Raw genomic sequence first — 23,897 nt, 5'->3', positions numbered from 1 at the left:
ACACCTCCCCCACGATCTGCGGCCAGGCAAGCCTGGGCGTCATCACCGGCCACCCTGTAGGCGCCGGGTGCGCTGTTCGCGACCCACGGTGCCGTAGGGGTAGTCGCCGACGCGTGGCGCGCTGACCTCGGTCAGGCGTTGCGCCTCCGCATCACTCAGCTCGAAATCGACGGCGCCGAGGTTGTCGCGCAGGTGGCTGATCGTGCGCGCGCCGAGGATGACGGAGGTCACCCCGGGCCGTCCACCCACCCAGGCGAGTGCGACCTGGGCCATCGAGACTCCGCGTTCGATCGCGATCGCGCGCACCGCATCCACCACGTCCCAGGTCTGCTCCGCGGTTCCGCGACGACCGTAGGCTTCTGGCCCGCGTTCCGGATGCTCGCCAACGCGGGTGTCGACGGCCGGCTTCTCGTCACGAGAGTACTTACCGGTGAGCCAGCCACCTCCGAGGGGCGACCAAGGCAGCACGCCCAAGCCGTTCGCGATCGCTGCGGGAACGATCTCCCATTCGATCTCGCGCGCCAACAGGTTGTACTGCGGCTGGATACTCACGGGAGCCGCGATCCGCAGGATCTCGGCCAGGTCGACGGCTCGCTGCAACTGCCAGCCGGTGAAGTTCGAGAGCCCCGCGTAATGGATCTTGCCCTGCCGCACCGCATCGTCGAGGAAGGTGAGGGTCTCGGCGAGCGGTGTTTCGGGATCGTAAGCGTGCACCTGGTAGAGGTCGATGCGATCGACGCCCAGCCGGCGCAGGGACTCGTCGAGCGCGCGGGCCAGGTGCTTCCGCGAGAGGCCGAGTTCGTTCGGGCCAGGTCCCATCGGGAAGCGCGCTTTCGTGCCGACGACCATCGAGTCGCGCACGGACGGCTCTTTCGAGGCCAACCACCGACCCACGATCTCCTCGCTCGCGCCGGCGGAGTAGACATCCGCGGTGTCGAGCAGGTTTCCGCCGTGCTCCACGAAGGTGTCGAGCTGCTGGGCGGCGTCGCTCTCGGACGCTTCGCGGCCGAAGGTCATGGTGCCGAGCGCGAGCCGCGACACGGAAGTGCCGGTGCTGCCAAGGGTTGTGTAATACATCTGTCTGTCGGTCCTTCGGTGTCGAGAGGGGTTTCAGGCGGGCGAAAGCACGGTGACGACGCGGGAGTCGTCCTCCGCGCCGAGCCCCTGGCGTTCGGCGATGAGGTAGAGCTGCTGGGCGGCGGCTGCGAGCGGGGTGGGGACGTGGACGGCGGCCGCAGCATCCGCCACGATGGCCATGTCTTTCACGAAGATGTCGAGGCGCGACTTCACCTCGGAGTGGCCACGGTAAGCCTCCACCATCCGCGGTCCACGGTCACTGAACATGAACGATCCCGCCGCGCCGTCGGCCAGGGCTGAGACCACGACCTCGGGGTCCACGCCCAGACCGCGGGCGAGGGCGATCGCCTCTGCCGCAGCCGCGATGTGCACTCCGGCGAGCAGCTGGTTGATGGTCTTGAGAATCTGTCCGTCGCCGACCCGCGAACCCACGATCGTGAGGGTCGAGGCGAGCCGGTCGAGCACGGGCCTGGCGAGGGTGAGGGCGTCGTTGGTGGCGCCCACCACGATCAGAAGGTCGCCCGCGCCTGCGCGCACCGGTCCGCCGCTGATCGGGGCGTCAACCACGAGAAGTCCCCGTTCACCGAGGCGGCCGGCCATCGCACGCAACGGCTCGGCGCCGATGGTGCTTGTGATGATCACAACGCCACCGGCCGGCAAGGATGCGGCCACGCCGTCGGCGCCGCTCTCGCGATCCGTGCCGAACAGAGCCTGCTCGAGCTGCGCCTGGTCGCGCACCGCGAGCAGCACGACGTCGGCCTCCGCCGCCGCCGCCGCGGGGGTGGCGGCCGGGCGGATGCCGCGGCCGGTTGCGGCGTCGAGACGCTCGGCCGCGGGGTCGAAGGCGGTCACCGGGAACGCGCCGGCGAGGTGCAGGGCCATCGGCAGACCCATGGCGCCGAGACCGATCACGGCGACGCGGGTCGCATCCGGTGCGGGGACGGGTGTGGTGGCGGACATCAAGAGGCCTTTCCGGGGAGGAGGGACGAGGATTGCAGGGCACCGATGACCTGGGCGAGGGAGTCGTCGTCGCCCACGTTTCCGGCGAAGACCACGTAGGGAATTCCGTCGGCTGAGCCGCCGACGGGCTGCCAGAGCGATACGATGCCGGGCAACATGGTGCCCCGCGCCCAGGAGCGCACGATTCCCAGCCCGCCGGTGGCGACATCGGAGGAGGTGATACCGCCCTTGGCTACCACGAAGGCGGGGCGGATGCGTGACCGCACGTCGCGCACCAGGTCGATTAAGGCCGCACTCACCCGTCGCGAGAGCGCGAGACTGGCCTCGCCGTCGGCTCCGGTGACGAGGATGCGGCTGGTACTGACGATCACGAGTCCGTGCCCGAGTTCATCGAACACCTGATCGGCCAGCGCGGTCACCGCCTCCTTCACCCGTTGCGGATCGGCCGCCTGGGTGACGTCGAGTTCGAGCGCCAGCGCAGGCGTAGTGACGCGAAGCCGCTCCAACTGGCGGGTGGTGAGCGCGGTGTGGGAGCCGACCACCACGAGGCCTCCCACCGCGCGGCTTCCATCATCATTCGTGCGGCCGTTCGCCCCGACACCAGCCTCGAGGATCGCGCGCAGCCGCTCCCCCTGGATCGCCGGCGTCGCCGCCTGACCGAGCCGCGCCCGAACGAAGGACGGCCCGATCCGGTAGAGGAAACGGCGCCCCTGCCGCTCCGCCTCGAGCACGGCGAGCGAGACGATGCGGAGGTCGTCGTCGGTTGCCGAGTCGACCGCCACCACGCGGCCCCCGTGGACCTGCTCGAGGAGTTCGCGCACGGCATCCGCACCGCCGGAGCGGATCACGTCGAGGGTGAGCAGCTTGACGTCGGCGGCCGGGATACGGCCACTCGACTTCTCGGCCACCCACTCCGGCAGGCTCGACGAACGGTAGCCGAAGGTGGCGTCGCGCGCGAACTCGGTATCCGCCGCGTGGCGCATCCCCTCATTCGTGCGCACCCAGTGCTCGCCGCCGATCGTGACGCGGCCGGCGTCGACGTAGGCGGGCACGAGGATGATGCCGTCCACTGGCTGACCGTGCCGGGCAAGCACCTCGCTGATCACGTCGGTCTCGAGCGGGAAGTGACCTCGCAGTGTGGAGTCGCTGCGGCTGGCGAAGACGATCTCCGCGCCTTCCTGAGCGGCCGCGGCGATACAGGCCTCGGCGACCTGGGCGGTCAGCGCCCGGGCTGATTCCTCGGAGAGCGAGCGGGAATTGGTGAGCACGAAGAAGCCCGGTGCGTCCTGCTGCAGCGCCCAGCGGAGGTTCTCCGGCGTCCAGGCGGTGAGCACGGGCACATCGGCGACGGTCTGCGTACCGGTGGGGTCATCGTCGAGCACGATCACGCGGCGACCCGCGCGCGCGGCCAGAGCGACTTCGGTCACGGCAGTTTCGCGCACGGGCGGGACTCCGGCGAGCAGCTCGTCGAGAGAGAGAGCCTCGGACGCGGCGGGCGCGGTGGATGCTGTGGGCGCGGTCGCCCACGATGGACGCAGCTCAGACATGGCTCGCCTCCCCCATCACGTGGTGGCGCAGGTCGCGCTGGGTCTGGTCCATGTGCGCCTCCATGGTCACGCTGGCTCGCTGCTCGTCCCCCGAGCGCATCGCGTCAGCGATCGCCACGTGGTGCTCAATGGCGTTCCACTGAATGGCGGGCACGGCGGATGTCTGGCGACGGGTTTCGATCAAGAGACGTCCGAAGGTACTGAAGAGCACCGGCACGAAGAGATTGCCAGAGGCCCGCATGATCACGTCGTGGAAGGCGATGTCATGGAAGACGAAGTCATCGACCCGCTGCTCTTTCGCCGCGATGCGCATCCCGTCGACGTTCTCCTCGAGTGCCACCAGATCATCGGCCGAGCGTCGTACCGCGGCCAGCTGGGCTGCGCCCACCTCGATCATCCGACGCGCCTCAAGCAGTCGCTCAGAGACATGGCCACCGCGGCCCATGCGCCCGGCAGAGGCGCGCACGATGGCGTCGAGGGAGGTCCACTTTTCTGGCGGGTTCACGGCGGTGCCGCGGCCTCGCTGGATGTGAACGATGCCCTGGGTGCGGAGGATGCGCACGGCCTCGCGGACCGTCAGCCGGCTCACCCCGAACGAGGCGGCGAGCTCGGCCTCGGCCGGCAGGGACTCCGTGGCTGGGATCACGCCGTCGAGGATCGAGTCGAGCAACTGCTCAGCCACCTCCTCAGCGAGTGCCACTGGCTTCCTTTCGTTCAACTGCGTCAGGAGACCTGACGTCTGACGTCTGTTGTCATAGCAAGAGTACCGCGTGCCTGACGGATTGTCCAGACGGATAGCCGGCAGTCCCCTACGGCAGGTCAGGCTTTCGCGGTGGCCGGGTTTTCGCCCTCTTCAGGCAGGAGATGGCGCTCCATCGCGGTGCGTGCTTCCGATTGATCGGCCGCGGTGAGCGCGGCCAGGATTGCCTCGTGGTGGTGCAGCGCGCGCTCGCGCACCGCGGGAATGGACGAGGTCTTGCGTCGGATCTGCACGAGCAGCGGGCCGAAGCTGTCAAACAGCAGGGGCACGAAAAGATTGCCGCTGGCGTGCAGGATCACATCGTGGAAGCGGATGTCCGCCTCCACCACCGCGTCGATGTCGTCCCGCTCCGCCGCATCCTGCATCGCGGCGATGCACTCCGCGAGCCGTTCGAGATCGGCCTCCGTGCGGCGTTCGGCTGCGAGCTGTACAGCACCGACCTCGATCATCCGGCGTGCCTCCAGCAGACGATCGGCCACGAAGGCGGTCGAGCCGCTGTTGCCCGCCGAGACGCGCATGATCGCGTCGAGCGAGGTCCAGACCTCGACCCGGTTGACTTCCGTGCCGCGGCCACGGTTGATATGCACCACGTTCTGCGTGCGGAGGATGCGGATGGCCTCGCGGATCGTCATCCGGCTAGCGCCGAACTTCTCCGCCAGATCGGCCTCGGGCGGTAGCGAATCACCGGGCACCATGGTGCCTTCGATGATCGCTCGGAGGATGTCCTCGGCGATGTCTTCCGCCATCGTCACGGTTGGCCTCCATTCCTAAGGGCCGCGCTACGCGGCATCCTCATGAATCTAGCCTGATGGGCTCGTCGATGAGAACACCGCCTCCCGCGCACGCACGTGAAGGACAGCAGTCGGCCATCGGATTGCGCCAAGCGGACGTCATGAAGCTGTCGGAGGCGCGCGTGCTGCGCGGGCGACCCCGTCAGGGCTCCCCGGCTTGTCGTAGATGACCATGCCGAACTCGTTGACCGGCTCGAGGCGTCCCGTTCCCAGGCACCCGGATGCGGCACCGGGCAGTTGAGGACGGTATTTGAACCGACCCGGTTTTCATGCCGCCGTTTTGTTGGCGGCGTCACCAGTTGATGGGCCGTTGATTTCAGCGTAGTAGGTCTGCTCGTATTCCTCGGGTGGGATGTTCCCTAGGCTGCTGTGTAGGCGCGTAGGTTCTATCTTCGGGCTGAAAACGGCTTCCCTAGCGCTGCGAGAGAACCGCTATTGATCGCTGCGATTCACATGCACGTTCACCGCGCCCGATGTAATGGCCGATGACGGCCATTATCTGCAAAACTGTCTCGGTGACCGGATTGAAGATTGGGGACGCGCGCGTATCGACAAGTGGCCAGGACGGCTACTCGAAGTCGGCGGGTCAGGCGGTCGCTGCCCCTGGATTATGACGAGCCCCAGTCAGCGCTGTACCTCCACGCCTGGAGGCCGTCCTCGTCGCCCATGCCGTCGAGGGTGAAACCCGGAAGCAGGTTTCAGTCGTCCAGGTGGAAGAGCTGGGCGGCGTTCGACCACGCGATGAGCCTGCGCGCATCCTCATCCGGAACGTTGGCGAGCTGGTCGTCGAATGGGCCTCCCGCCATATCGAAGGGCATATCCGACCCGTACATGACGCGGTCGGCACCCACGCGTTCGGTGAGCCACTTCGTCGACTTGGCGTCGTGCGTCAGGCTGTCGTAGTGGAAGCGGCGCAGGTACTCGCTCGGAGCTAGCTTCGGAAGCTTGGCCTCGGGCCGCACGCGGTGCCCATGGTCGAGTCGCCCGATCTGGTAGGGCAGGTGTCCGCCGCCGTGCACGAGCACGAAGTTGAGCTCGGGCAGCTCGTCGAGCACGCCCGAGAAAATCAGGCGCGACGCGCAGACCGCAATCTGCCACGGGTTGCCCTGCAGATTGGTGAGGTAGAAATCGTCGAGGTCGGGCGCCGAGCCGACATAGTAAGGGTGCACCACGAGCGGCACGCCGAGCTCGGCGGCGGTCTCCAGCACCGGACGCAGCTCGGGGCTGTCGAGCGGAGTCCCCTCGATGTGTGGGCCGATCTGCGCGCCCTTCATTCCGAGCTCCTGCACGCACCGGCGCAGCTCCTCGGCGGCAGCCTCGGGATCCTGCATCGGAAGTGTTGCGAGCCCCGCGAACCGATCCGGCGCCTCCTTGACCATTGCAACGATCGCATCGTTGATCACGACGCTCGCGGCGCGCGCGTTCTCGCGCTCGATCCAGTAAAGGAACAGCGGCGGCGCCGCCGAGATCAGCGCGACATCCACGCCGGCCTCGTCCATCGCGGTAAGACGTGCGGCGACGTCGTGGAACGCGCCGAGCAGAGGATACTGATACCCCTGCCGGTGGATCACCCACGGCCCGGATTCCCGATCCTCGATCGTGATGCCGTCGGGAGCGGTGCCCTCGCGCATCGCCTGCAGGAGCACCGGCGGGATGACGTGCGAGTGTACGTCGACAACCCGTGCAGTACTCATCGGATAGCCGCCACCGTCTCGTCGAGCGTCGCGGTGTAGCCGAAGGCCTGGCGGATCAACTTGAGGCCGGCCTCGTGCAGTGCGGGATCCATAGTGTCGACGCACTCCTCGACCACGACGACCGAGTAGTCGAGCGTGTTGCCAGTGACCGTCGTCGCGAGCACGCAGCTGTTCGTGTTCACGCCGGTCAACAGGATCGTGTCAATGCCGCGCGAACGGAGCACGTGATCGAGCTCGGTCGAGTAGAAGGAGTCGTAGCGCTTCTTGCCGTGGAGCGTGATGTCGCCCTCGCCGACGAGCTCCGGCATGACCGCGAGACCGGGCAGACCGGCCAGCTGGTGGTTGAGCACGTTGGCGCGTGACGCGTCGGTGCCGGCGACCCGCGACCACCACGGGTTCGACGCGATCTCCTCGACGCCGTGGTAGCTCGTGACTACGTGTACCACGGGGATGCCCTTCTCCCGAGCCGCGTCGACCAGCACCTTGTTGGCCGCGGTGACGCGCGCCGACGCCTCGGGTGCGAGCGGCATCGTGGCGACCTCGGGGTCGAGGTGACCGCGATGCATATCGATCGTGACGACGGCGAGCTTGCCCTCGCGGATGACTTTATCTGCACTCATGGTGCGCTCCTTAGGGGTGCATGCGGGGGGCAATCGTGCGGGACCCCCGTGCGGTTGTGGGCGAGGGAATCGGCGATGCCGCCGACCCCTCACCGGTGTTGGTTTGAGTTTTAGCGGTGTTCCGAAGCCCTGACGCGGCCGGTGCTGACCTGCTTCATGTCGACGAAGAGCAGCGCCACGATACCGATGATCGGCACGAGAGTAAGCTGCACCAGCCCGGCACCACCCCAGCCGAGCAGGTCGTGCAGCTCGGCGAAGAGGAAGCCTGCGACGGCGGAGGGGAGGTACCACGATGTCACGAAGATACCGGAGACCTGACCCACCTTGTCCGGGCGGACGGCGCGCTGCATCACCGAATAGGTGTTGGTGAACAGTAGGCCGCTGCCGGTGGTGCCCATGAGGAAGGAGAGCCAGTTCTGCGAAACCGCATCCGTCGGGCCGTTGAAGAGCAGGTAGCCAATGATGGCTGCCGCCGCGAGCGAGATCACGAGGATCCAGCGCTGGTTGAGTCGGTCGCCGAGGATACCCGCCGGGATGCCCATGAGTGCACCGAGGCCGAACATGCCGACCGCGGTGCCGGCATCGCCGATCGAGAAGCCGAGCTCGCCCTGTAGGAAGGTCGGGTAAAGGCCGAGGTAGCCGTAGACGGCGACACCGGTGATCGCGGCCGAGATCATGAACATGATCACGTTCTTGTTGTAGAGCTTCTCGGGGATGAAGTCGGAAGCGGTCGTGGCCTCGGCGGACGTCACGTCCTCGACCTGCTCGGTGAAGCGCTTGCTGACGAAGACCGCGATGAGCACGACAAATGCAAAGCCGAACGCCGCGAAGATGTAGAACGGTGCGTGCCAGCTGATCGAGTCTGCGAAGTGGGCGCCGAGGCGCGGCCCGAGCCACGCGCCAATGCCGTAGGCGAAGTTCATGCTCCCGATCGCGAGTGCGCGGTTCTTGTAGAAATACGCACCTACGGCGGCGAACAGTGCCGCGTTCTGGATCGCCTCGCCGACACCCGAGAGGGCGCGGTAGACGAACATGTCGGCGAAGCCGAACGACAGGGCCGTCAGCGCGGTGAACAACGAATAGATGACAATGCCGATAATGATGACGTTCTTGCGCGAGAACCGGTTCAGCAGGTACGCGCCCGGGATGCCGGCGAGGCCGATGCCCAGGGTGAAGATCGTGGACAGCCAACCGCCCTGGCTCAGCTGGAAGCCGTAATCCTCACTGATCGACGGCAGCAGGACGGAGAACACCTGCCTGTCCATCGCGTTGGTGACATACGATCCGCCCACGATGATGAGGCAGACGATCGCTAGTCCCAGGGGCAGGCGAGTAAGCTCCGCTTTCGACTTGCTCTTGGCGCTTGATTGCGAAACACCATCGGTTCTACTCATGTGATCCTCCATTGGATTCTGGCATCGGGTTCTGGCGTTAGACATGATTATATAAAGTGCATAGTGCATTCCGTCAAGTGCATCCTATGATGGATGATGACCGCGACAGATTCGCGGCGCGAGCGTTTCGCGGCACCGATCGTTCTTCCCCGCATCACGTGCATTTCGGCGATCAGTGTCCCATCCACCCGCTAGCCCGCAGAAAGTTCGAAGGGAGCATACTGATGACCACGAATAACGCGCCGAGAATCCTCGAGAACAAAGGGTTCGACCTCATCGGCTACCACGATCTGGATCAGAAGCCGGTGTTCAAGCTGGCACTGATCGAGCGCGAGGGCCGCTGGTACCTCTACACCGGCTACCTCTGGGAGCGCGGTTGGGCCGTGATCGATGTCACCGATCCGACCGACCCGCAGCCGATCCGGAGCATCCCCGGCCCCGAGGGCACGTGGACGATCCAGGTGCAGGCCGCAGACAACCTCCTGGTCACCGGCCTCGAGAAGCCGATGCCCGGGTGGGGCATCGAGGAAAGAGCCGACTTCGATGAGGGGGCGCTGTTCTGGGACCTCACCGATCCCAGCGACCCGAAGCAGGTCGGAGCTTGGCGCACAGGTGCGACCGGAACGCACCGGAACTTCTACAACGGCGGCCAGTACGCGTACATGACGGCGACCAGCCCCGACTGGATCGGCCACGGTCTCACCATCGTCGACGTCTCCGACCCTGCCGAGCCGAAGACCGTCTCGACGTGGATCGCGCCGGAACAGGTCGACGACGGCAACGGCATCCACCAGTCGTACCTGCACGGCCCCGCGCACGTCGAGGGCGACCGTGCCTACCTCCCCCACGGTCGCGCCGGCCTCGTGATCCTCAACATCTCCGACGTCACATCCCCCCAAGTGGTGTCGCAACTCAGCTTCGGCTCGCTCGGCAGCGTGCTCGGGTGCCACTCGGCGGTGCCGATCCCTGGCAAGGACCTGCTCGTCGTGAACGGTGAGGCGATCATGGAAGGTGATGGCGACGCGCTCAACTACACCTTCGTCGTCGATATCTCCGATGAGACGAACCCGAAGATCGCGAGCGCGTTCCCGATGCCGACGCCGACGCCGGGCCTCGACTACGCGAACTACTACGAGAAGGGCGGCCGATTCGGGCCGCACAACCAGCATCACTTCCAGAACAACCCGGCTCACTTCGAGTTGAAGCGCCACGTGCTGCTGACCTACTTCAACGCGGGTATGCGCGTCTACGACCTGGCCGACCCGTTACAGCCGGTCGAGGTCGGCTACTTCGTCCCGGAGGATCCGCAGAAGCGCCTCGGCGCCCTCCCCCGCGACCTCGTGACCCAGTTCGAGGACGTGATTGTGGACAGTCGGGGCAACATCTTCGTCAGCGACAAGAACCACGGACTGTTCGTGCTGCGCTACGCGCCGGGACTCGAGTGACTCGAGTGACTCGACGAGTCTCACGAGAACGCACTGAATTCAAGGATCGAACATGTTGGATCTTATCTCCATCCCCACCCCGACCACCCCGATCGACGGGCTGCTCTACACCCCGCCGCCGGGCAGGTGGCCCGCCCCGGGAATCTCCGGCCAGGCGGCCATGCTCATGCACGGCAACGGCATGAACTTCTACAGCGGATCCCTCCGCTTCCTGCCGCCCGCGCTGCGCGACATCGGCATCACCTCGCTCGCGTACAACCGGCACGGCCACGACACGATCAGCTGCAAGACCCGCGAACCCGAGGGCAACGCGTTCCAAACAGCGGCCGAGGGGATTTCAGACAACGACGCCGCGGCGACGTTCCTGAAGAAGCGCGGCTTCGACGCGCCCGTCATCATCGGCCACAGCAACGGCGGCATGCTCGCAGCGCACTACGCGGCTACGCACCCCGAGACACCCGCGCTCGTGCTGCTCTCCGCCCACTGCGGCGGCAGCGAGATGCCGCGACGCGCCTCCTCGATCGGCCTCCTCGCAGGGGACCGGCTCGAGGAGACGATCTCACGCGCGCACGAACTCGTGGCCGCCGGCCGCGGTTCGGAGCTCCTGCTGCTGCCCGGCTGGTACTACGTCAGCACCGCCGAATCGTTCGTCGACATGATGGATAACAGCCCCGTGCTTCTCGAGGACGCCCGCTCGGTCGAGTGCCCGGTCCTCTTCATCCGCGGGTCGGAGGAGGACCCGGACACCTACCCTGCCGAAGCTTTCCAGCGCATCGCCAACGTGCCCGTAGAAATTCGGATCGTCGAGGGCAGCAACCACTTCTACGAGAACTGCGAGAACGAGGTGGCGGAGATCGTCATCGATTGGCTTGCGGAGATCTCCGGCACCTGAACACACGAACACAATGACATCCGCGGGGCGCATCCCGCGGTGGGAGACAACACATGAACACAGCGCACATAGCCGTCGTATCCCTCGGGGGCACCATCACCATGACCTCTGCCGCAGCCGACGGCGCGGGTGTCAAGCCCTCGCTGACGGCCGCCGATCTCCTGGCCTCGGTGCCCGGGCTCGAGCACGCCGCGCAGGTGACCGCGCACACCCCGTTCACGATGCCCGGCGCCTCGCTGACCTTCGCAGAGCTGAACGAGGCCCTGGAACTGGCGCGGAAGTCCGTCGACGACGGACACTCGGGCGTGGTCGTCGTGCAGGGCACCGACACCATCGAAGAGACGGCGTACCTCTTCGACCTCTACTGGGATCGGGAGGAGCCGCTCATCGTCACCGGCGCGATGCGGGCCGCTCAGGTCGCCGGCGCAGACGGACCCGCGAACCTGCTCGCCTCGGTGCACACCGCGGCCTCCCCCGCCTCGCGCGGCCGCGGTGTGCTCGTCGTGATGAACGACGAGATCCACGCGGCATCCCGCGTGCGGAAGGTCCGCTCGAGCGGAACGAACGCCCTCGCGACGCCGTCCTTCGGGCCGCTGGGCTACATCGAGGAATCGATTCCGGTGTTCGGCGGCGAGATCGACCGCGCCGGCGCGCTTGCCGCGCCGGTCCCCGAGAGCCCGGCTCGCGTCGCGCTCCTCGAGACCTACCTCGGCGACTCCGGCGAACTGCTGGATCTCGTCGTCGAGGGCGGTTACGACGGCGCCGTGGTCTCGGCATTCGGGGTCGGCCACGTCTCGGCGGCGCTCGCGGAAACGATCTCCCGCGCACTCGAGCGGATCCCTGTCGTCTTCGCGACGCGAACCGGATCGGGCACGACGTACACGCAGGCGTACGGGTTCGTCGGGTCGGAATCCGATCTGCTCGCCCGGGGCGCCATCGGAGCCGGGTGGCTCGATCCGCGCAAGGCGCGCATCCTGCTTTCCTGCGTACTGTCAGAATCGAACGACCGAGCGCGTCTCTCAGCGGAATTCGAGCGCCGAGGGCGCGTCACAGCTTGAAACCCTTGTTACATTCTATAATTTGTAAAACTTGATCCGATGTCGACGGTAAGGGAGCCGCATGAGCTTAAGCCAGATTTTTCACAGCCAGGATCGCAACCTCACCACCCACGGGTACGTCTTGAAGATGGTTCGCGACGCCATTCTCGATGGCACCCTCGCCGGTGGCGTGCGCCTGATCCAGGCAGACATTGCGGCTCAGCTCGACGTCAGCATCACTCCTGTGCGGGAGGCGCTTCGCGATCTGGCGGGCGAGGGCCTCGTCGTGTTCGACCCGCACCGCGGCTCCCGCGTGCGGAGCTTCGATCTCGAGGAGGTGCGCGAGATCTACGAGTTGCGCATGGCGCTTGAGCCAATCTTCGTGGCCCGCACCATCGACAAGGTCACCGAAGACGACCTCGCTCAGGCGGAGGACCTCCTCGCGCAGATGAAGGAGGCCGACAACACGTCGGCCTGGTCCGAACTCAACCGCCAGTTCCATGCGACGTTTGCGCTGCACGAGACGACCAGCCGCCTCGCGCAGATCCTCGCGGGCCTGCGCGACAACGCCGCAGCCTACGTCAACTTCTCGCTCGGGGCGAGCGCCGAGCGCCGCGCCGAATCCGACGACGAGCACGCGCAGCTCATCGAGCTGTACCGCAAAAAGGATCTGGACGGCACGATCGCCCTCACGGTGCAGCACCTCCGCACGACGCTGCTCACGATAGAGCAGGCGCACGAGAACGGGCTCCTATGATTTCGCCAGGGATCGATGACGGAACCCCCTTCCGCTTTGTGGGCCACAGGGGTTTCACCGTCTAAGGAGCGAGCGCTCTACTCGGGCTCGCGCTTCGGGATGATCGGCAGGGTGATCCGCGGCTCGTGGCCCGGCTTCGACACGATGGTCGTGTGACCAGAGAACTCCGGCTTGTCGCGGTCTCCCGGATGCTCGTGCCAGTATGGCCCGCTGCCGGTCTGCGGGCGGCCGTAGTGCTTCTTCGGGTTCGGGAGACCGTGATCGTAGTCCTGTCCCTGCACCGTGAGCCCGAGCGTGTAGCCCGGAGGGATGACGATCGAAGTCGGCCAGATCTCGACGTCGAGGTCGAAGACCTCGCCCGGCATTAACTTCTCGACGGTGTCATGGCTGTGCCACGGGCGCCACGGGAGGCTGCGCTCTGGGTCGGTCTTGCGCTGCGATGCTCGCAGCCAGCCCTGCGTCAGGGGCGCCTTCGGCTCCATGGCCGACGTGTAGAGCACCTCGTTGCCTTCAGGGTCGTAGAGGCTGAGCGTCGCGAAGATGTCGGCGTCCTCCGTCGAGGAGCTGATGGGAAGCTTCAGGACCAGGGGTCCTGTGATCTCGGTCTCCTCCTCGAACGGCGCGGTGCGGAACGACAGCCCCTTGGAGCGCGCCTCGAAGGTCGCGGAGCCGCTGGACACGGCGGGCTCTGTGGAGAGCGAGATGTCTTCGGTGTTGAGGTAGTAGTCGGTCCACTGGGTGCGCGCGATCGGCCACTCGTATTCGTGGCGCACCACGAAGTCGTCGACGTGCCTCACCTTGAGCTGGATGGGCGGTACCTGATCCCAGCCGTTGTCCTCGCCCTTCAGGAAGTGGTCGAAGAAGCGCTTCTGCAGCTCGCGCCCCTCGGCGACGTAGTACTCGGTCCAGTGCTCGAGACCGTGGATCTCCAGCCACTTGTTCTCGGTGGCGGCCCGGGTGAAGCCCTCGATGTTGCCGCGCAGGTGCAGCGCAACGCCGCCCCAGTTGCCCGAGGAAAGCAACGGCACATTCACCTTCTCCAGCTCGGCCGACCGCTCGCGGTAGAACTCGTCGTCGAGCGGGTGCTCGTTGAACTTGTTGGCGAGGCCGATGACGCGGCTCTTGCGCACGTCCTCAGGTACGTCCTCGTCGCCGGTGACACGACGGCCCGTGATCGGGTTGACCGTCGCGTCAGGGTTGCCAAACTGGTAGGGCGCGACTTGCACCGGCATCCACGTCGGCAGGAACTCCGAGACGATGCCGCCAGAGCGCGCGTATTCGCGGTAGTAGTCGTTCGCGCCCTCCCACGGGCAGATCGCGGCGAGGTGCGGGGGCGCCATGGCGGCCACCTGCCACTGATTGGTCGCCATATAGGAGATGCCGCTGAGGCCCACCTTGCCGCTGCTCCAAGGCTGGGTGCCTGCCCATTCGACGGCCGCATAGAGGTCCTTCGTCTCCCCGTGATCGTAAAAGCTGACGTTGCCGGGCGTGTTACCCGTACCTCGCGTGTCGACGCGCACTAGCACGTAGCCGTGCGGCACCCACTGCTCCGGGTCCGCGAACTCCCACACCTGATACTTGTTCGACGACCCGGTCATTCCGTCGGCGTGGTTCGTGATCAGGTTCTCCCACTGATTTAAGTACCCCTGCTGGAACGGAAGGCCCTTCGCGTAGGGACCCGCGGCCAGCAGAACGGGATACTGCCCGTCGTCGTCTGGCCGGAACACATCAGCGGCGAGGAGGGTGCCGTCATAGGACGGGATGCTCACGTCCCAGTCAATGCGAATGCCGTCGCGTGCTTCGGATTTCATCTCTCTCATGCGGAAAACTCCTTTGTCGGTCCGATTGAGTGGTACGCAGTCACCTATTTCGCATTATATATATTGTGAGTTACAGCGTCCAGTGATCACTCGGATTCACCCAGAAGATCAGGAAGCCGGCAGAGCCCTGCGGACGAATACATGTCTGGGCAGGGACCCCTGGCTTTCAGCCGGTCTGCGCCACTGTGTTTGACACTCACCGATCGGGCACAGATAATGCATATTGCAGCATATAAAATCCAGACTGAGGTCGCTTCTTCCCCGAAGATGAGGAACCTCGCGCGGTTGAACCACCGCGAGAGTCACCTCAATTCGACTCCGCGTGGTGGTCCTCGGACGACAAACCCAACGTAAAGGCAGCACAGTATGAGCAACAGTTCGCAGCCAGCAATAGCGAAGAAGAATGGCCCGCGCCGCTGGCACGAGCAGCGATGGATCATCGATTCGGTGCTGCGTACCGACGGTCTCGAGTGGGATCAGCCCCGCATCGCGTACACCCTCCGCCCGATGGGCCTCGACGGCAACGCGGACTTCGCCCTCGCCCTCAGTCGCATCAACAAGTTCGACGATCTGGTCCCGGTCTTCCGGGACTTAGCCGACCGCCGCCGCCGCCTCGGCGAGGAGGCCCTGGCCGCCGACCGCAAGGTCACGGCGCGCGAGCACTTCTTCCACGCCGCGGTGCTCTACTCGACCGCCGAGTGGTCGATCTGGAAGACCACGCCCGAGCTGGTAGCGCTCGATGACGCGAAGAACGCAGCCTACAAGGAGTACGCCAAGCTGGCCGACCACCACGTCGAGCGCGTCGAGATACCCTTCGGCGACGGCTACCTTCCCGCCTGGTACCACCGCCCCGTGGGCACCGGCGATGAGTCCCTCCCCCTGCTGCTCTCCTGCGGCGGCATGGACCAGGCGAAGGAGCTCAACGTCAGCATGTACGGCGACAAGTTCCTCGAGCGCGGATTCGCCATCCTCGCCTTCGACGGCCCCGGCCAGGGCGAGGCACCCATCCGCGGCACCGACTTCACACCGACCGCCTGGATCGACGCGGGCGAGGCCCTGTTCGACTGGGCGCGGGGTCGCGACGACGTCGACGAGGATCAGATCGTCGGCTACGGCCTCTCGTTCGGCTCCTACTGGATGACCCAGATCGCGGCCTCGCAGCCCACGATGCGCGGCGCCGCAGTCGGCCTCGTCTGCCATGAGCCCGGCGGCCACGGCATTTTCGAGGCGGCCTCGCCGTCATTCAAGGCCCGCTTCATGTGGATGAGCGGCCTCGAGGAAGACGAGACGGCCTTCGACGAGATGGTGCAGCAGCTTGACCTGCGCGAGCAGGCGGCCGGCATGACCGTGCCGTGGCTCGTCGTGGCGGGCGATGCCGATGAGCTCTCGCCCATCGAACACAGCTACGACCTCGCCGAGATCGCCGGTGGTCCCTCGCCGCTGCTCGTCTATGCGCAGGGCCGCCACGCCCTCTCGCAGCCGACGCCCTCCGTGGTGGCCGGCCCGAACTGGTTCTCGTACGCGGCCGACTGGCTGCTCGACCGCCTGGCAGGCGTGCCGGCGGAGAACACGTTCGACTACGTGACCGCCACCGGTGTCGTCGAGAGCCGGCCGCACCCGAAGAACGCGAAGCATTGAGCGGTGACGCGCGTCCGCCAACTGCCGGCGCGCGTTACCTCCGCACCGACACCTCCCACGAAAGCGAGTCAACCATGCGCGAAGCGCTCCTCCACATCGACGGCCAACAGGTCCCCGCGGAAGACGGCGCTACCATGGACGTCGTCAGCCCCATGACCGGCAAGACCATCGCCCTTATCGCCCACGCCACACCCGGCGACGTGGATCGGGCTGTGGCGGCTGCGCGACGCGCGTTCGACGACAAGCGCTGGCGCGGCATCGCCCAGCGTGAGCGGGCGCGCGTGCTGAACCGCGCCGCCCAGCTGCTTGCGCAGCGCGTCGACGATTTCGCTGCGCTAGAGACCGAGCAGATCGGCCGCCCGATCCGCGAGATGCGCGCCCAGCTCTCCCGCTTGCCCGAGTGGCTCGAGTTCTTCGGCGCCGTCGCGCAGACTGACCGCGGCTCAGTGCCAGACGTCGGGGAAGGACACGTGAACCTCATCCGGCGCGTGCCGCTCGGCGTGATCGGCATGATTACCCCGTGGAACCATCCGCTCCTCATCACGATGAAGAAGGTGTCGGTCGCGATCGCCGCGGGCAACAGCATGGTCATTAAGCCGAGCGAGCTCGGACCACTCGTGCCGCTCGAACTTGCGAAGCTGCTCGAGGAGGCTGGCGTGCCCGCCGGCGTCGTGAACGTCGTCACCGGCGCGGGAGGCACGACCGGCCGCGCGCTCTCGGAGCATGCCGGCACCGACAAGCTCGACGTGACCGGCGGCACGGAGACGGGCCGCATTATCGCGGCCGAGGCCGGTCGCCGGTTGATCCCTGTGACCGCCGAGCTCGGCGGCAAGGCGCCGGTCATCGTCTTTGACGACTCACCGCTCGAAGAGGCCGTGGCGGGTGCCCTGTTCGCCTCGTTCGTCGCGACCGGCCAGACCTGCGTGCAGGGATCGCGCATTCTCGTGCAGGACACCGTCTATGACGCCTTCCTTGCGCGGCTCCTTGAGCGCGTCGGCCAGCTGCGCCTCGGCGACCCTGCAGACAACGAGACCCAGATCGGCCCGCTCGTCTCCGCGCTGCAGCGCAAGCGCGTGGCCGACGCCGTCGATCGCTCGCGGGCGCAGGGCGTCACAGTCGCCGCGGGCGGCGCGGTGCCGAACGGGGACGCGTTCACCGCGGGCCAGTTCTACCTGCCGACCATCCTCACCGACGTCACCACCGACCACGACGTCTGGCGCCAGGAGATCTTCGGGCCGGTTGCGGTCGTCGTGCCGTTCAGCGACGAGGCCGAAGCGATCCGCCTCGCGAACGACGCCGACTTCGGCCTTGCCGGATCGATCTGGACGCGGGACACGGCGCGCGGCCTGCGCATGGTCGACCAGCTCGACATCGGCATCGTCTGGATCAACGACCACCACCGCGTCGACCCAGCCTCGCCCTGGGGCGGCATGAAGGACAGCGGCATCGGTTCGGAGAACGCGATCGAGTCCTTCCACGCCTATACCCAGTTGAAGAGCACAATGATCAATACTGCCCCCTCTGGGACCGACTGGTTCGGCACGACCGAGCCGATGCGGTACTCCTGATTCGACAGGATCCGCCAGCGCCTGACGAGCAGGCACCCCGGGCCCTACAGGTGCAAAAGACAGGAACGCAACATGACGCAATTCGAAATCACCATCCGCAACGGAACTATAGTCACGCCGCAGGGGCGTCGACGCGCCGACGTCGGCGTCGTCGACGGCCGCATCGCCGCGATCGGCAAGAACATTGACGGCGCCGCACGCGAGGTGGACGCCGGCGGCCTGCTGGTGATGCCCGGCGGCGTCGACACGCACGTGCACCTCATGGATCCGGGCGACCCCACCCGTGAGGACTTCCCCACCGGCTCGGCCGCCGCAGGAGCATCGGGCGTGACGACGATCATCGAGCACTCTCACGGTCGCCCCGTGCGCTCCGTCGAACAGCTCAAGGAGAAAGCCGCGTACCTCGCGGACCGCTCGCACGTGGACTTCGGCCTCGCCGCGCACGCGTGGCCGGGCGAGGCCGACCACGTCGCGCCCCTGTGGGAAGCGGGCGTCTCCTTCTTCAAGGTGTTCACCTGCACCACGCACGGGATCCCTGGTCATGATGCCGGCGCCCTGCGCACGCACCTGACCGCCACCGCAGAAGCCGGTGCCGTCAGCCTGCTGCACTGCGAGGACGAGTCGCTCACGGCCGTTGCCGAAGAGGTGCTCCGCAGCGAGGGCCGCGACGACGGCGGGATCCTCTCCGATTGGCGCAACCGCGACGCCGAGCTTGTGGCCGCGGCCGTCGCATCGCTGCTCGTGCGCCGCACCGGTGCCCGCGCCACTATCGCGCACGTGAGCAACCCCGAGGTCGCCTCCTATCTGCAAGCCGAGCGCGAACGCGGCGGACGCCTGAATGCCGAGGGCTGCCCGCAGTACTTCCTGCTGCGCGAGGACGAGGCGCTCGAGCAGGGTGCGCTCCGCAAGTTCACCCCGCCGGCACGCGCCCGGAGCGCCGCCGACGAGGAGGAGATGTGGACGCTGCTGCGCCGGGGCATTTTGACGCACATGTCGACGGACCACGCGCCCTCCACGCTTCAGCAGAAGAACGCGGGCTCGATCTGGGACGTGCACTTCGGTCTACCCGGGCTCGACAGCACTTTCTCGATCCTGCTCGATGCCGCCGCGCGCGGCTCGCTCTCGTATGAGGATGTGGTGCGCGTCTACAGCGAGAACCCCGCGAAGATCTACGGGCTCGACGACCGGAAGGGCCGCATCGCGGTCGGCCGCGACGCCGATATCGTGCTCGTCGACCCCACCGCTCAGCGCACGCTAAGCAACGAGACCGTGCTGTCGAAAGCCGGGTGGACGCCGTTTGACGGCCGCACAGTGACCGGTCGTGTCATGCAGACCTACCTGCGCGGCGAGCTCATCGCCGAGAACGGCGCCGTGGTCGGCGAGCGCTCAGGCAGCTTCCTTCCCGGAGCCGGAGCGCGCTAGTGGGGCAGTGCCTCCACCGTGGCACTCGAGAAGTAGCGTCAACGGTCTCGGGGCCGGTGGCTGCTGACGTCACGGACCGTGCGCGCTTACAGCCCGATGCACCTCAAAAAGTAGAAGGACTATGACCAGAAACACTATCGCCCCCGAGATCGCACGTTCCTGGCTGCTCGTCTCGGGCATCCGGACCAACGATTTTGACACGGCGGCCAACTCTCGCGCCGACCAGATCATTCTCGACATCGAAGATGCCGTCGATCCGAAACTTAAGACGGGCGCGCGAGCTTCGGTGATCGACTGGCTTACTGCCGGCGGGTCGGGGTGGGTGCGCATTAACGACCGCTCGAGCGGTTTCTGGTCGGATGATGTCGACGGGCTCAAGGGCGTTCCTGGACTGGCAGGCGTGATGCTCGCAAAGACCGAATCGGCGAGCCACGTCACGGAGACCTTCGTCCGCCTCGGCGGAACCGTGCCGATCCTCGCCCTAGTCGAATCCGCACTCGGCATCGAAGAATCGCCGTCGATCGCGCGTGCCCGGGGCGCGTTCAGGCTAGGGTTCGGCAGCGGCGACTATCGCCGCGACACGGGCACCAGCGCCGATGACCTCGCCATGGCATACCCCCGTTCACGGCTCGTCATCGCCAGCAGGATCGGCAACCTACCAGGCCCTATCGACGGCCCCACGGTCGGAAGCAGCCATCCGGTTCTGCGGCAGAAAGCAGAACATGCTGTCGCCTTAGGGCTGACCGGAAAGCTCTGCCTCGAGCTGGATCAGCTCACGGTGATTAACGAGACCATCAGCCCCACCCAATCGGATGCGATGTGGGCGCGGGACTTCCTCGACGACTTCGAATCCCGCGGCCGCGTCATCCGGGACGGCAGCGACCTGCCGAGGCTCGGCCGTGCCGAAAAAATCTGCCGCCTCGCCAAGGCATTCGGCGTCATGCCCATAAGGACTCAGAGGGAGTAGACACGCTTCTTCTATATTGTCCAATTATTTTTCAGGTCTAGCTTGACATCGCGCCACTGCGCTAAACCTGAATCCACCGGTCGGCCTTGGGTTTTGACGGTACGTTATACCGAGAATGCCTGACACCGGGATGATGAAGGCTGCGCATCACCCGGTCGGGGAGACCCGCAGGCCGTTGGCCGACCCTCTGTCGGTAGAGCCGCGTTTTCGACGAGTCAAGTCCCCCCCCCCCCGTTTCTTTTTTCGTAGCCGTTCAGGAGTCATTCTTGAAGGGTGTTAGCCTGCCGGGCCCGGCATGATTGCTGCCCCCAGTCGTTGATGATCCGGGGGGTGTTGTCACCGGGCTCGGTTCGGCAGTGGGTGATCGCTGATAGGGGCTGGACCCGGCACTTCGCCGAGGCCGTTCGTAACGTGGATGCCGAGACTCACCGCCCTGGTTCAGGCCACGTCTCACGGACGGAGAAGCAGGTGACAATCGAACGATACGAACAAGTCGACGTCTTCATCGGTGTCGATGTCGGCAAGGGCGAACACCTCGCCGTTGCCCTGGACCGGACCGGAGCGGTGCTCTATGACAAGGCGCTCCCGAACGACGAGGCGCGACTACGTGCGGTCATCGGCAGCCTGAAACGACACGGTCAGGTGCTCTTCGTCGTGGATCAGCCCGCAACGATCGGCGACCTCCCGATTGCGGTCGCCCAGGCGGAGGACGTGTTGGTGGGGTATCTCCCCGGGCTCGCGATGCGCCGCATCGCGGACCTGCACGCGGGCGAAGCGAAGACCGATGCTCGGGATGCGGCGATCATCGCGCAAGCAGCCCGGACGCTCCCTCACGCGCTGCGGTCGATCCAGCTCGCCGACGAACAGGTTGCCGAACTGTCGATGCTCTGCGGTTTCGATGACGACCTTGTGGGGCAGGCCACCGCTACGAGCAACCGGATCCGCGGGCTCCTCACCCAGATCCACCCTGCCCTGGAGCGGGTTCTCGGCCCGCACCTGGATCATCCGGCCGTGCTGGACCTGTTGCAGCACTACCCGTCCCCAGCCGCGATGAAAGCTGCGGGGACGACCCGACTCGGCAACCGATTAGTGAAACTCGCACCCAGGATGGGCCGCCGCATGGCTGAGGAAATCAGCCGAGCACTCGCCGAGCAGACCGTGGTCGTTGTGGGCACAAACGTCGGCTCGCTCGTGCTGCCGCGCCTCGCGGAACAGCTCACCAGACTGCGCCGGCAACGGGCCGAGATCGCGGTCGAGGTCGAACGCCTCGTGGGGGCGCACCCTCTTCAGCCCGTCCTGACGAGCATGCCCGGAGTCGGCGTCAGGACCGCAGCACGACTCCTCACCGAAATCTCCGGCAAAGACTTCGCCACCGCTGGCCATCTCGCCGCCTACGCCGGTCTCGCACCCGTCACACGAAGATCTGGTTCATCGATCCGCGGCGAGCACCCCTCCAGGCGCGGGAACAAGATCCTCAAACGAGCCCTGTTCCTCTCTGCCTTCGCCGCGCTCCGCGATGGCACCCTCTACGAATCACGAGTTGCCACTCCGGCCCTCGCCGCTTGACAAAGGACATAGGGGCACCCCGGCCCACGGCGTCCGCGGGCGTATGATCACGTCAAGCAAAAGGAGATAGCCATGGATCTGCTGCTCTGGCTCGCCGGCTTCGGCGTCGTTGTTTTGAGCGCTGTGGGTCTTCCTAATCGTGCGCGAGCGGAAGACACGCGGATTCTCTGTTGAAGATGCTGCAATTCGTGGAGTGCAGTCGCCGAGCTGGACGATGGAAGCAGCGCACACGAAAAGGGGTTGACTCTGTTCGGTACGCGCAGAACGAAGGCGTCGCGCACTGAGGCCATCTGACCTCACCCGGTGTCCCCATACCGCCGGAGGTTACGTCGCGCGGGAGGCTCGTGTCCGCGGGATCGGTGAGCGGGCCGCGGAAGTCTTGCCGCAGGCTGCAACCAACGAGCCCGAGGCGTGGAGCGACGCACGCTATCCCTCGACCGTGTATACCTCGTACTTGCCGAGGATGGCACCCGCGATGTCTTCACCATTGACGTGGAGCGCGGACTGGATGGCGTCATTTGGCAGGTCTGCGCGGCGCACAAGCTCACCGGCGTCGTACTCGTGCCCGACGGTGAGGTACACCTGCTCGTCGCCGCGCCATTTCGCGACGAACCGGGTGTCCTCATACACGATGTCCACATGCCGCGGATCTGTGCGGTCGAACGTCTCGGTGTCGACGACCGTGTAGTCGATGGGGAGCGACTCGGCGATAACGGAGTGACGCGGGCCACCGATGAGGCGGAAATGATTGTTCATGTGCTCGAAGGTAGCCGCGAATCAGAGCGAGCAGGCGGCTCTGAGTTCAGTTTCCAATGCCATGAGCACGGATCAAGCGAAATGCCCCCCTCGTGCATCGAGTCCGAGCAGGCGTCCATTTCGGAGCTCGGAGTCTGAAGTCAGCTCAGCCGCGCGTACGAGCGCACTGGCACGCGAAGAGAGACCGCCGCGCATCGCCGCCCGATCTGCGGCATCCTGGCGGAGAGCCATCGCAACCCAGAGCCGAAGTACTGGCCAAGCACCGTACTCCACCGCCGAGACGGCGGGGCCAGCGGTCCTGGGTCGCTCAGCGGCGAACGACGGGTCGACGCGCCGGCTGATTCCGAACGCCACCGGCACGCGCGCGGCTTCGACGACGAGGCGCAGTGCGTTCACCCGGGCGATGTCGAGATCGATCGGTTTTCTCACACCGAGCGGTCACCCTGGCAGGCACCGGCGAGGAAGAGTCGTGGACCCAGCTCAGCTGGGCGTCGTCGCTCGCCGCGATGCTTCACCCGACTCGTCGTCAGCCCCGGATCACTCCGGCCATGAGTTGGAACGGATGACCTCCACGAAGTCGCCACGAGCGTACCCAGGTAGATAGTGCGCGAGCACGTCGGCGTTCACGTTGCCGAAGGTGCTGTCCGGGCGCCGTCTGTTGCCCTCGGCGAAGGCTGCGAGGATCCGATTCTTGAAGTCCGGCCGGGGGTGGATCGCTGTCACGGCGTCGATCTCTGCGGCGGTGAGCTCGTGATGCCAGATGCCCAGGACGTCGGTCTCCACGCCGGCCGTGACAAGCGCGACTTCCGGAGCCATGAACTCGGGGATGCCGGGTGTGGTGTGCAACGCGATTCCGGTCCACACGGCGGTGGCCCGCTCGGCGTCGACACCGCGCGAGGCGAGGAAGTCACGAGCGGCTTTGGCACCGTCGACCTCGAAGCGGAGGTGGGAGTCGTGGAACGCGCTCGTCAACCCGAGGTCATGGAACATCGCGCCGGCGTAGAGCAACTCGAGGTCGACGTCGATACTCCGGCGCTGCCCCATGAGCGCCCCGAACACGTAGACGCGGCGGGAATGATGGAAGAGCAGGTCGTCTTCCTGCTCGCGGATGTACGCGGTGATATCGCGCACGAGGTCGGTGTCGGGAATGGTGATCCCCGCGATCGTCTCGGTCATGTCGTCCTCC

The 23,897-nt window shown here is 66.3% G+C and carries 21 protein-coding genes; 9 read left to right on the top strand and 12 right to left on the bottom strand.

Translation table 11 applies throughout. The annotated features are described in order from the left end of the window. Positions 1–42 precede the first annotated feature (42 nt). The 8 genes from K323_RS0111700 to K323_RS0111665 all read right to left on the bottom strand — a co-directional run bounded on the left by K323_RS0111700 (position 43) and on the right by K323_RS0111665 (position 8,843). A complete protein-coding gene (locus K323_RS0111700) occupies positions 43–1,077 on the bottom strand; it encodes an aldo/keto reductase (protein ID WP_022885466.1) in 1,035 nt (344 codons plus the stop codon). 33 nt (positions 1,078–1,110) lie between these two features. Then, positions 1,111–2,037 (bottom strand): NAD(P)-dependent oxidoreductase, encoded by a 927-nt coding sequence (locus tag K323_RS0111695; protein WP_022885465.1) that lies wholly within the window; start codon positions 2,035–2,037, stop codon positions 1,111–1,113. Next, positions 2,037–3,584 (bottom strand): four-carbon acid sugar kinase family protein, encoded by a 1,548-nt coding sequence (locus K323_RS25615; RefSeq protein ID WP_022885464.1) that lies wholly within the window; start codon positions 3,582–3,584, stop codon positions 2,037–2,039. The genes K323_RS0111695 and K323_RS25615 overlap by 1 nt, the downstream gene beginning before the upstream one ends. Continuing rightward, entirely contained in the window at positions 3,577–4,284 is a 708-nt protein-coding gene (locus K323_RS0111685) for a FadR/GntR family transcriptional regulator (RefSeq protein ID WP_022885463.1), read from the bottom strand. The genes K323_RS25615 and K323_RS0111685 overlap by 8 nt, the downstream gene beginning before the upstream one ends. A 119-nt stretch (positions 4,285–4,403) precedes the next feature. Next, positions 4,404–5,090 (bottom strand): FadR/GntR family transcriptional regulator, encoded by a 687-nt coding sequence (locus K323_RS25610; protein WP_084697216.1) that lies wholly within the window; start codon positions 5,088–5,090, stop codon positions 4,404–4,406. Positions 5,091–5,833: 743 nt separating this feature from the next. Next, the gene (locus tag K323_RS0111675) at positions 5,834–6,829 is read right to left on the bottom strand and encodes an amidohydrolase family protein (protein WP_026851564.1); all 996 of its coding nucleotides are present in this window, start codon (positions 6,827–6,829) and stop codon (positions 5,834–5,836) included. Further along, the gene (locus K323_RS0111670) at positions 6,826–7,449 is read right to left on the bottom strand and encodes a cysteine hydrolase family protein (RefSeq protein ID WP_022885461.1); all 624 of its coding nucleotides are present in this window, start codon (positions 7,447–7,449) and stop codon (positions 6,826–6,828) included. Before K323_RS0111670 ends, K323_RS0111675 begins: the two co-directional genes overlap by 4 nt. 110 nt (positions 7,450–7,559) lie before the next feature. After that, positions 7,560–8,843 carry an MFS transporter gene (locus K323_RS0111665; RefSeq protein WP_022885460.1) on the bottom strand — a complete coding sequence of 428 codons (1,284 nt, stop codon included), beginning with the start codon at positions 8,841–8,843 and terminating at the stop codon, positions 7,560–7,562. Between the two features lie 224 nt (positions 8,844–9,067). On the opposite strand from K323_RS0111665, the gene K323_RS25605 reads away from it, so the two are divergent. The 4 genes from K323_RS25605 (at position 9,068) to K323_RS25600 (ending at position 12,974) form a co-directional block, all read left to right on the top strand. Continuing rightward, positions 9,068–10,288, top strand: coding sequence for an LVIVD repeat-containing protein (locus K323_RS25605; RefSeq protein WP_022885459.1), 1,221 nt, complete (start codon positions 9,068–9,070; stop codon positions 10,286–10,288). Between the two features lie 52 nt (positions 10,289–10,340). Continuing rightward, positions 10,341–11,180 carry an alpha/beta hydrolase gene (locus tag K323_RS0111655; RefSeq protein ID WP_022885458.1) on the top strand — a complete coding sequence of 280 codons (840 nt, stop codon included), beginning with the start codon at positions 10,341–10,343 and terminating at the stop codon, positions 11,178–11,180. Between the two features lie 53 nt (positions 11,181–11,233). Further along, the gene (locus K323_RS0111650; RefSeq protein ID WP_022885457.1) at positions 11,234–12,238 is read left to right on the top strand and encodes an asparaginase; all 1,005 of its coding nucleotides are present in this window, start codon (positions 11,234–11,236) and stop codon (positions 12,236–12,238) included. Between the two features lie 61 nt (positions 12,239–12,299). Next, positions 12,300–12,974, top strand: a complete 675-nt coding sequence (locus K323_RS25600; RefSeq protein WP_022885456.1) for a GntR family transcriptional regulator — start codon at positions 12,300–12,302, stop codon at positions 12,972–12,974. Positions 12,975–13,051: 77 nt separating this feature from the next. On the opposite strand, the gene K323_RS0111640 is transcribed toward K323_RS25600, so the two are convergent. After that, positions 13,052–14,794 (bottom strand): CocE/NonD family hydrolase, encoded by a 1,743-nt coding sequence (locus tag K323_RS0111640; RefSeq protein ID WP_022885455.1) that lies wholly within the window; start codon positions 14,792–14,794, stop codon positions 13,052–13,054. 366 nt (positions 14,795–15,160) lie between these two features. Here K323_RS0111640 and K323_RS0111635 point away from each other — a divergent pair, with 366 nt between their 5' ends. The 5 genes from K323_RS0111635 (at position 15,161) to K323_RS25595 (ending at position 21,955) form a co-directional block, all read left to right on the top strand. Beyond that, positions 15,161–16,432: an alpha/beta hydrolase family protein gene (locus tag K323_RS0111635; protein ID WP_022885454.1), complete on the top strand. Its 1,272-nt coding sequence runs from the start codon at positions 15,161–15,163 to the stop codon at positions 16,430–16,432. Between the two features lie 74 nt (positions 16,433–16,506). Further along, positions 16,507–18,000 carry an aldehyde dehydrogenase family protein gene (locus K323_RS0111630; RefSeq protein ID WP_026851562.1) on the top strand — a complete coding sequence of 498 codons (1,494 nt, stop codon included), beginning with the start codon at positions 16,507–16,509 and terminating at the stop codon, positions 17,998–18,000. 72 nt (positions 18,001–18,072) lie between these two features. Further along, positions 18,073–19,422: a dihydroorotase gene (locus K323_RS0111625; protein WP_022885452.1), complete on the top strand. Its 1,350-nt coding sequence runs from the start codon at positions 18,073–18,075 to the stop codon at positions 19,420–19,422. Positions 19,423–19,543: 121 nt separating this feature from the next. Next, positions 19,544–20,389, top strand: a complete 846-nt coding sequence (locus K323_RS0111620) for an HpcH/HpaI aldolase/citrate lyase family protein (RefSeq protein ID WP_022885451.1) — start codon at positions 19,544–19,546, stop codon at positions 20,387–20,389. Positions 20,390–20,857: 468 nt separating this feature from the next. Next, a complete protein-coding gene (locus tag K323_RS25595; RefSeq protein ID WP_084697238.1) occupies positions 20,858–21,955 on the top strand; it encodes an IS110 family RNA-guided transposase in 1,098 nt (365 codons plus the stop codon). 426 nt (positions 21,956–22,381) lie between these two features. On the opposite strand, the gene K323_RS0111610 is transcribed toward K323_RS25595, so the two are convergent. The 3 genes from K323_RS0111610 to K323_RS0111600 all read right to left on the bottom strand — a co-directional run bounded on the left by K323_RS0111610 (position 22,382) and on the right by K323_RS0111600 (position 23,887). Further along, positions 22,382–22,711, bottom strand: a complete 330-nt coding sequence (locus tag K323_RS0111610; RefSeq protein ID WP_022885449.1) for a hypothetical protein — start codon at positions 22,709–22,711, stop codon at positions 22,382–22,384. Between the two features lie 72 nt (positions 22,712–22,783). Next, on the bottom strand, positions 22,784–23,140 hold the full coding sequence (locus tag K323_RS30755) for a hypothetical protein (protein WP_022885448.1): 357 nt from the start codon (positions 23,138–23,140) through the stop codon (positions 22,784–22,786). 108 nt (positions 23,141–23,248) lie between these two features. Further along, on the bottom strand, positions 23,249–23,887 hold the full coding sequence (locus tag K323_RS0111600) for an HD domain-containing protein (protein ID WP_022885447.1): 639 nt from the start codon (positions 23,885–23,887) through the stop codon (positions 23,249–23,251). Positions 23,888–23,897 lie beyond the last annotated feature (10 nt).

Origin of the sequence: Glaciibacter superstes DSM 21135, assembly GCF_000421145.1 — a bacterium.
GTDB classification, from domain to species: Bacteria; Actinomycetota; Actinomycetes; order Actinomycetales; family Microbacteriaceae; genus Cryobacterium; species Cryobacterium superstes.
Note: the sequence above shows the minus strand (reverse complement) of the source record. Positions and strands in the feature narration are given on the sequence as shown.

What these genes read in the sequence shown, in the direction of transcription:
- K323_RS0111700 (WP_022885466.1), bottom strand. Translation starts at nt 1,077, where the DNA reads ATGTATTACACAACCCTTGGCAGCACCGGCACTTCCGTGTCGCGGCTC.
- K323_RS0111695 (WP_022885465.1), bottom strand. Translation starts at nt 2,037, where the DNA reads ATGTCCGCCACCACACCCGTCCCCGCACCGGATGCGACCCGCGTCGCC.
- K323_RS25615 (WP_022885464.1), bottom strand. Translation starts at nt 3,584, where the DNA reads ATGTCTGAGCTGCGTCCATCGTGGGCGACCGCGCCCACAGCATCCACC.
- K323_RS25610 (WP_084697216.1), bottom strand. Translation starts at nt 5,090, where the DNA reads ATGGCGGAAGACATCGCCGAGGACATCCTCCGAGCGATCATCGAAGGC.
- K323_RS0111675 (WP_026851564.1), bottom strand. Translation starts at nt 6,829, where the DNA reads ATGAGTACTGCACGGGTTGTCGACGTACACTCGCACGTCATCCCGCCG.
- K323_RS0111670 (WP_022885461.1), bottom strand. Translation starts at nt 7,449, where the DNA reads ATGAGTGCAGATAAAGTCATCCGCGAGGGCAAGCTCGCCGTCGTCACG.
- K323_RS0111665 (WP_022885460.1), bottom strand. Translation starts at nt 8,843, where the DNA reads ATGAGTAGAACCGATGGTGTTTCGCAATCAAGCGCCAAGAGCAAGTCG.
- K323_RS25605 (WP_022885459.1), top strand. Translation starts at nt 9,068, where the DNA reads ATGACCACGAATAACGCGCCGAGAATCCTCGAGAACAAAGGGTTCGAC.
- K323_RS0111655 (WP_022885458.1), top strand. Translation starts at nt 10,341, where the DNA reads ATGTTGGATCTTATCTCCATCCCCACCCCGACCACCCCGATCGACGGG.
- K323_RS0111650 (WP_022885457.1), top strand. Translation starts at nt 11,234, where the DNA reads ATGAACACAGCGCACATAGCCGTCGTATCCCTCGGGGGCACCATCACC.
- K323_RS25600 (WP_022885456.1), top strand. Translation starts at nt 12,300, where the DNA reads ATGAGCTTAAGCCAGATTTTTCACAGCCAGGATCGCAACCTCACCACC.
- K323_RS0111640 (WP_022885455.1), bottom strand. Translation starts at nt 14,794, where the DNA reads ATGAGAGAGATGAAATCCGAAGCACGCGACGGCATTCGCATTGACTGG.
- K323_RS0111635 (WP_022885454.1), top strand. Translation starts at nt 15,161, where the DNA reads ATGAGCAACAGTTCGCAGCCAGCAATAGCGAAGAAGAATGGCCCGCGC.
- K323_RS0111630 (WP_026851562.1), top strand. Translation starts at nt 16,507, where the DNA reads ATGCGCGAAGCGCTCCTCCACATCGACGGCCAACAGGTCCCCGCGGAA.
- K323_RS0111625 (WP_022885452.1), top strand. Translation starts at nt 18,073, where the DNA reads ATGACGCAATTCGAAATCACCATCCGCAACGGAACTATAGTCACGCCG.
- K323_RS0111620 (WP_022885451.1), top strand. Translation starts at nt 19,544, where the DNA reads ATGACCAGAAACACTATCGCCCCCGAGATCGCACGTTCCTGGCTGCTC.
- K323_RS0111610 (WP_022885449.1), bottom strand. Translation starts at nt 22,711, where the DNA reads ATGAACAATCATTTCCGCCTCATCGGTGGCCCGCGTCACTCCGTTATC.
- K323_RS0111600 (WP_022885447.1), bottom strand. Translation starts at nt 23,887, where the DNA reads ATGACCGAGACGATCGCGGGGATCACCATTCCCGACACCGACCTCGTG.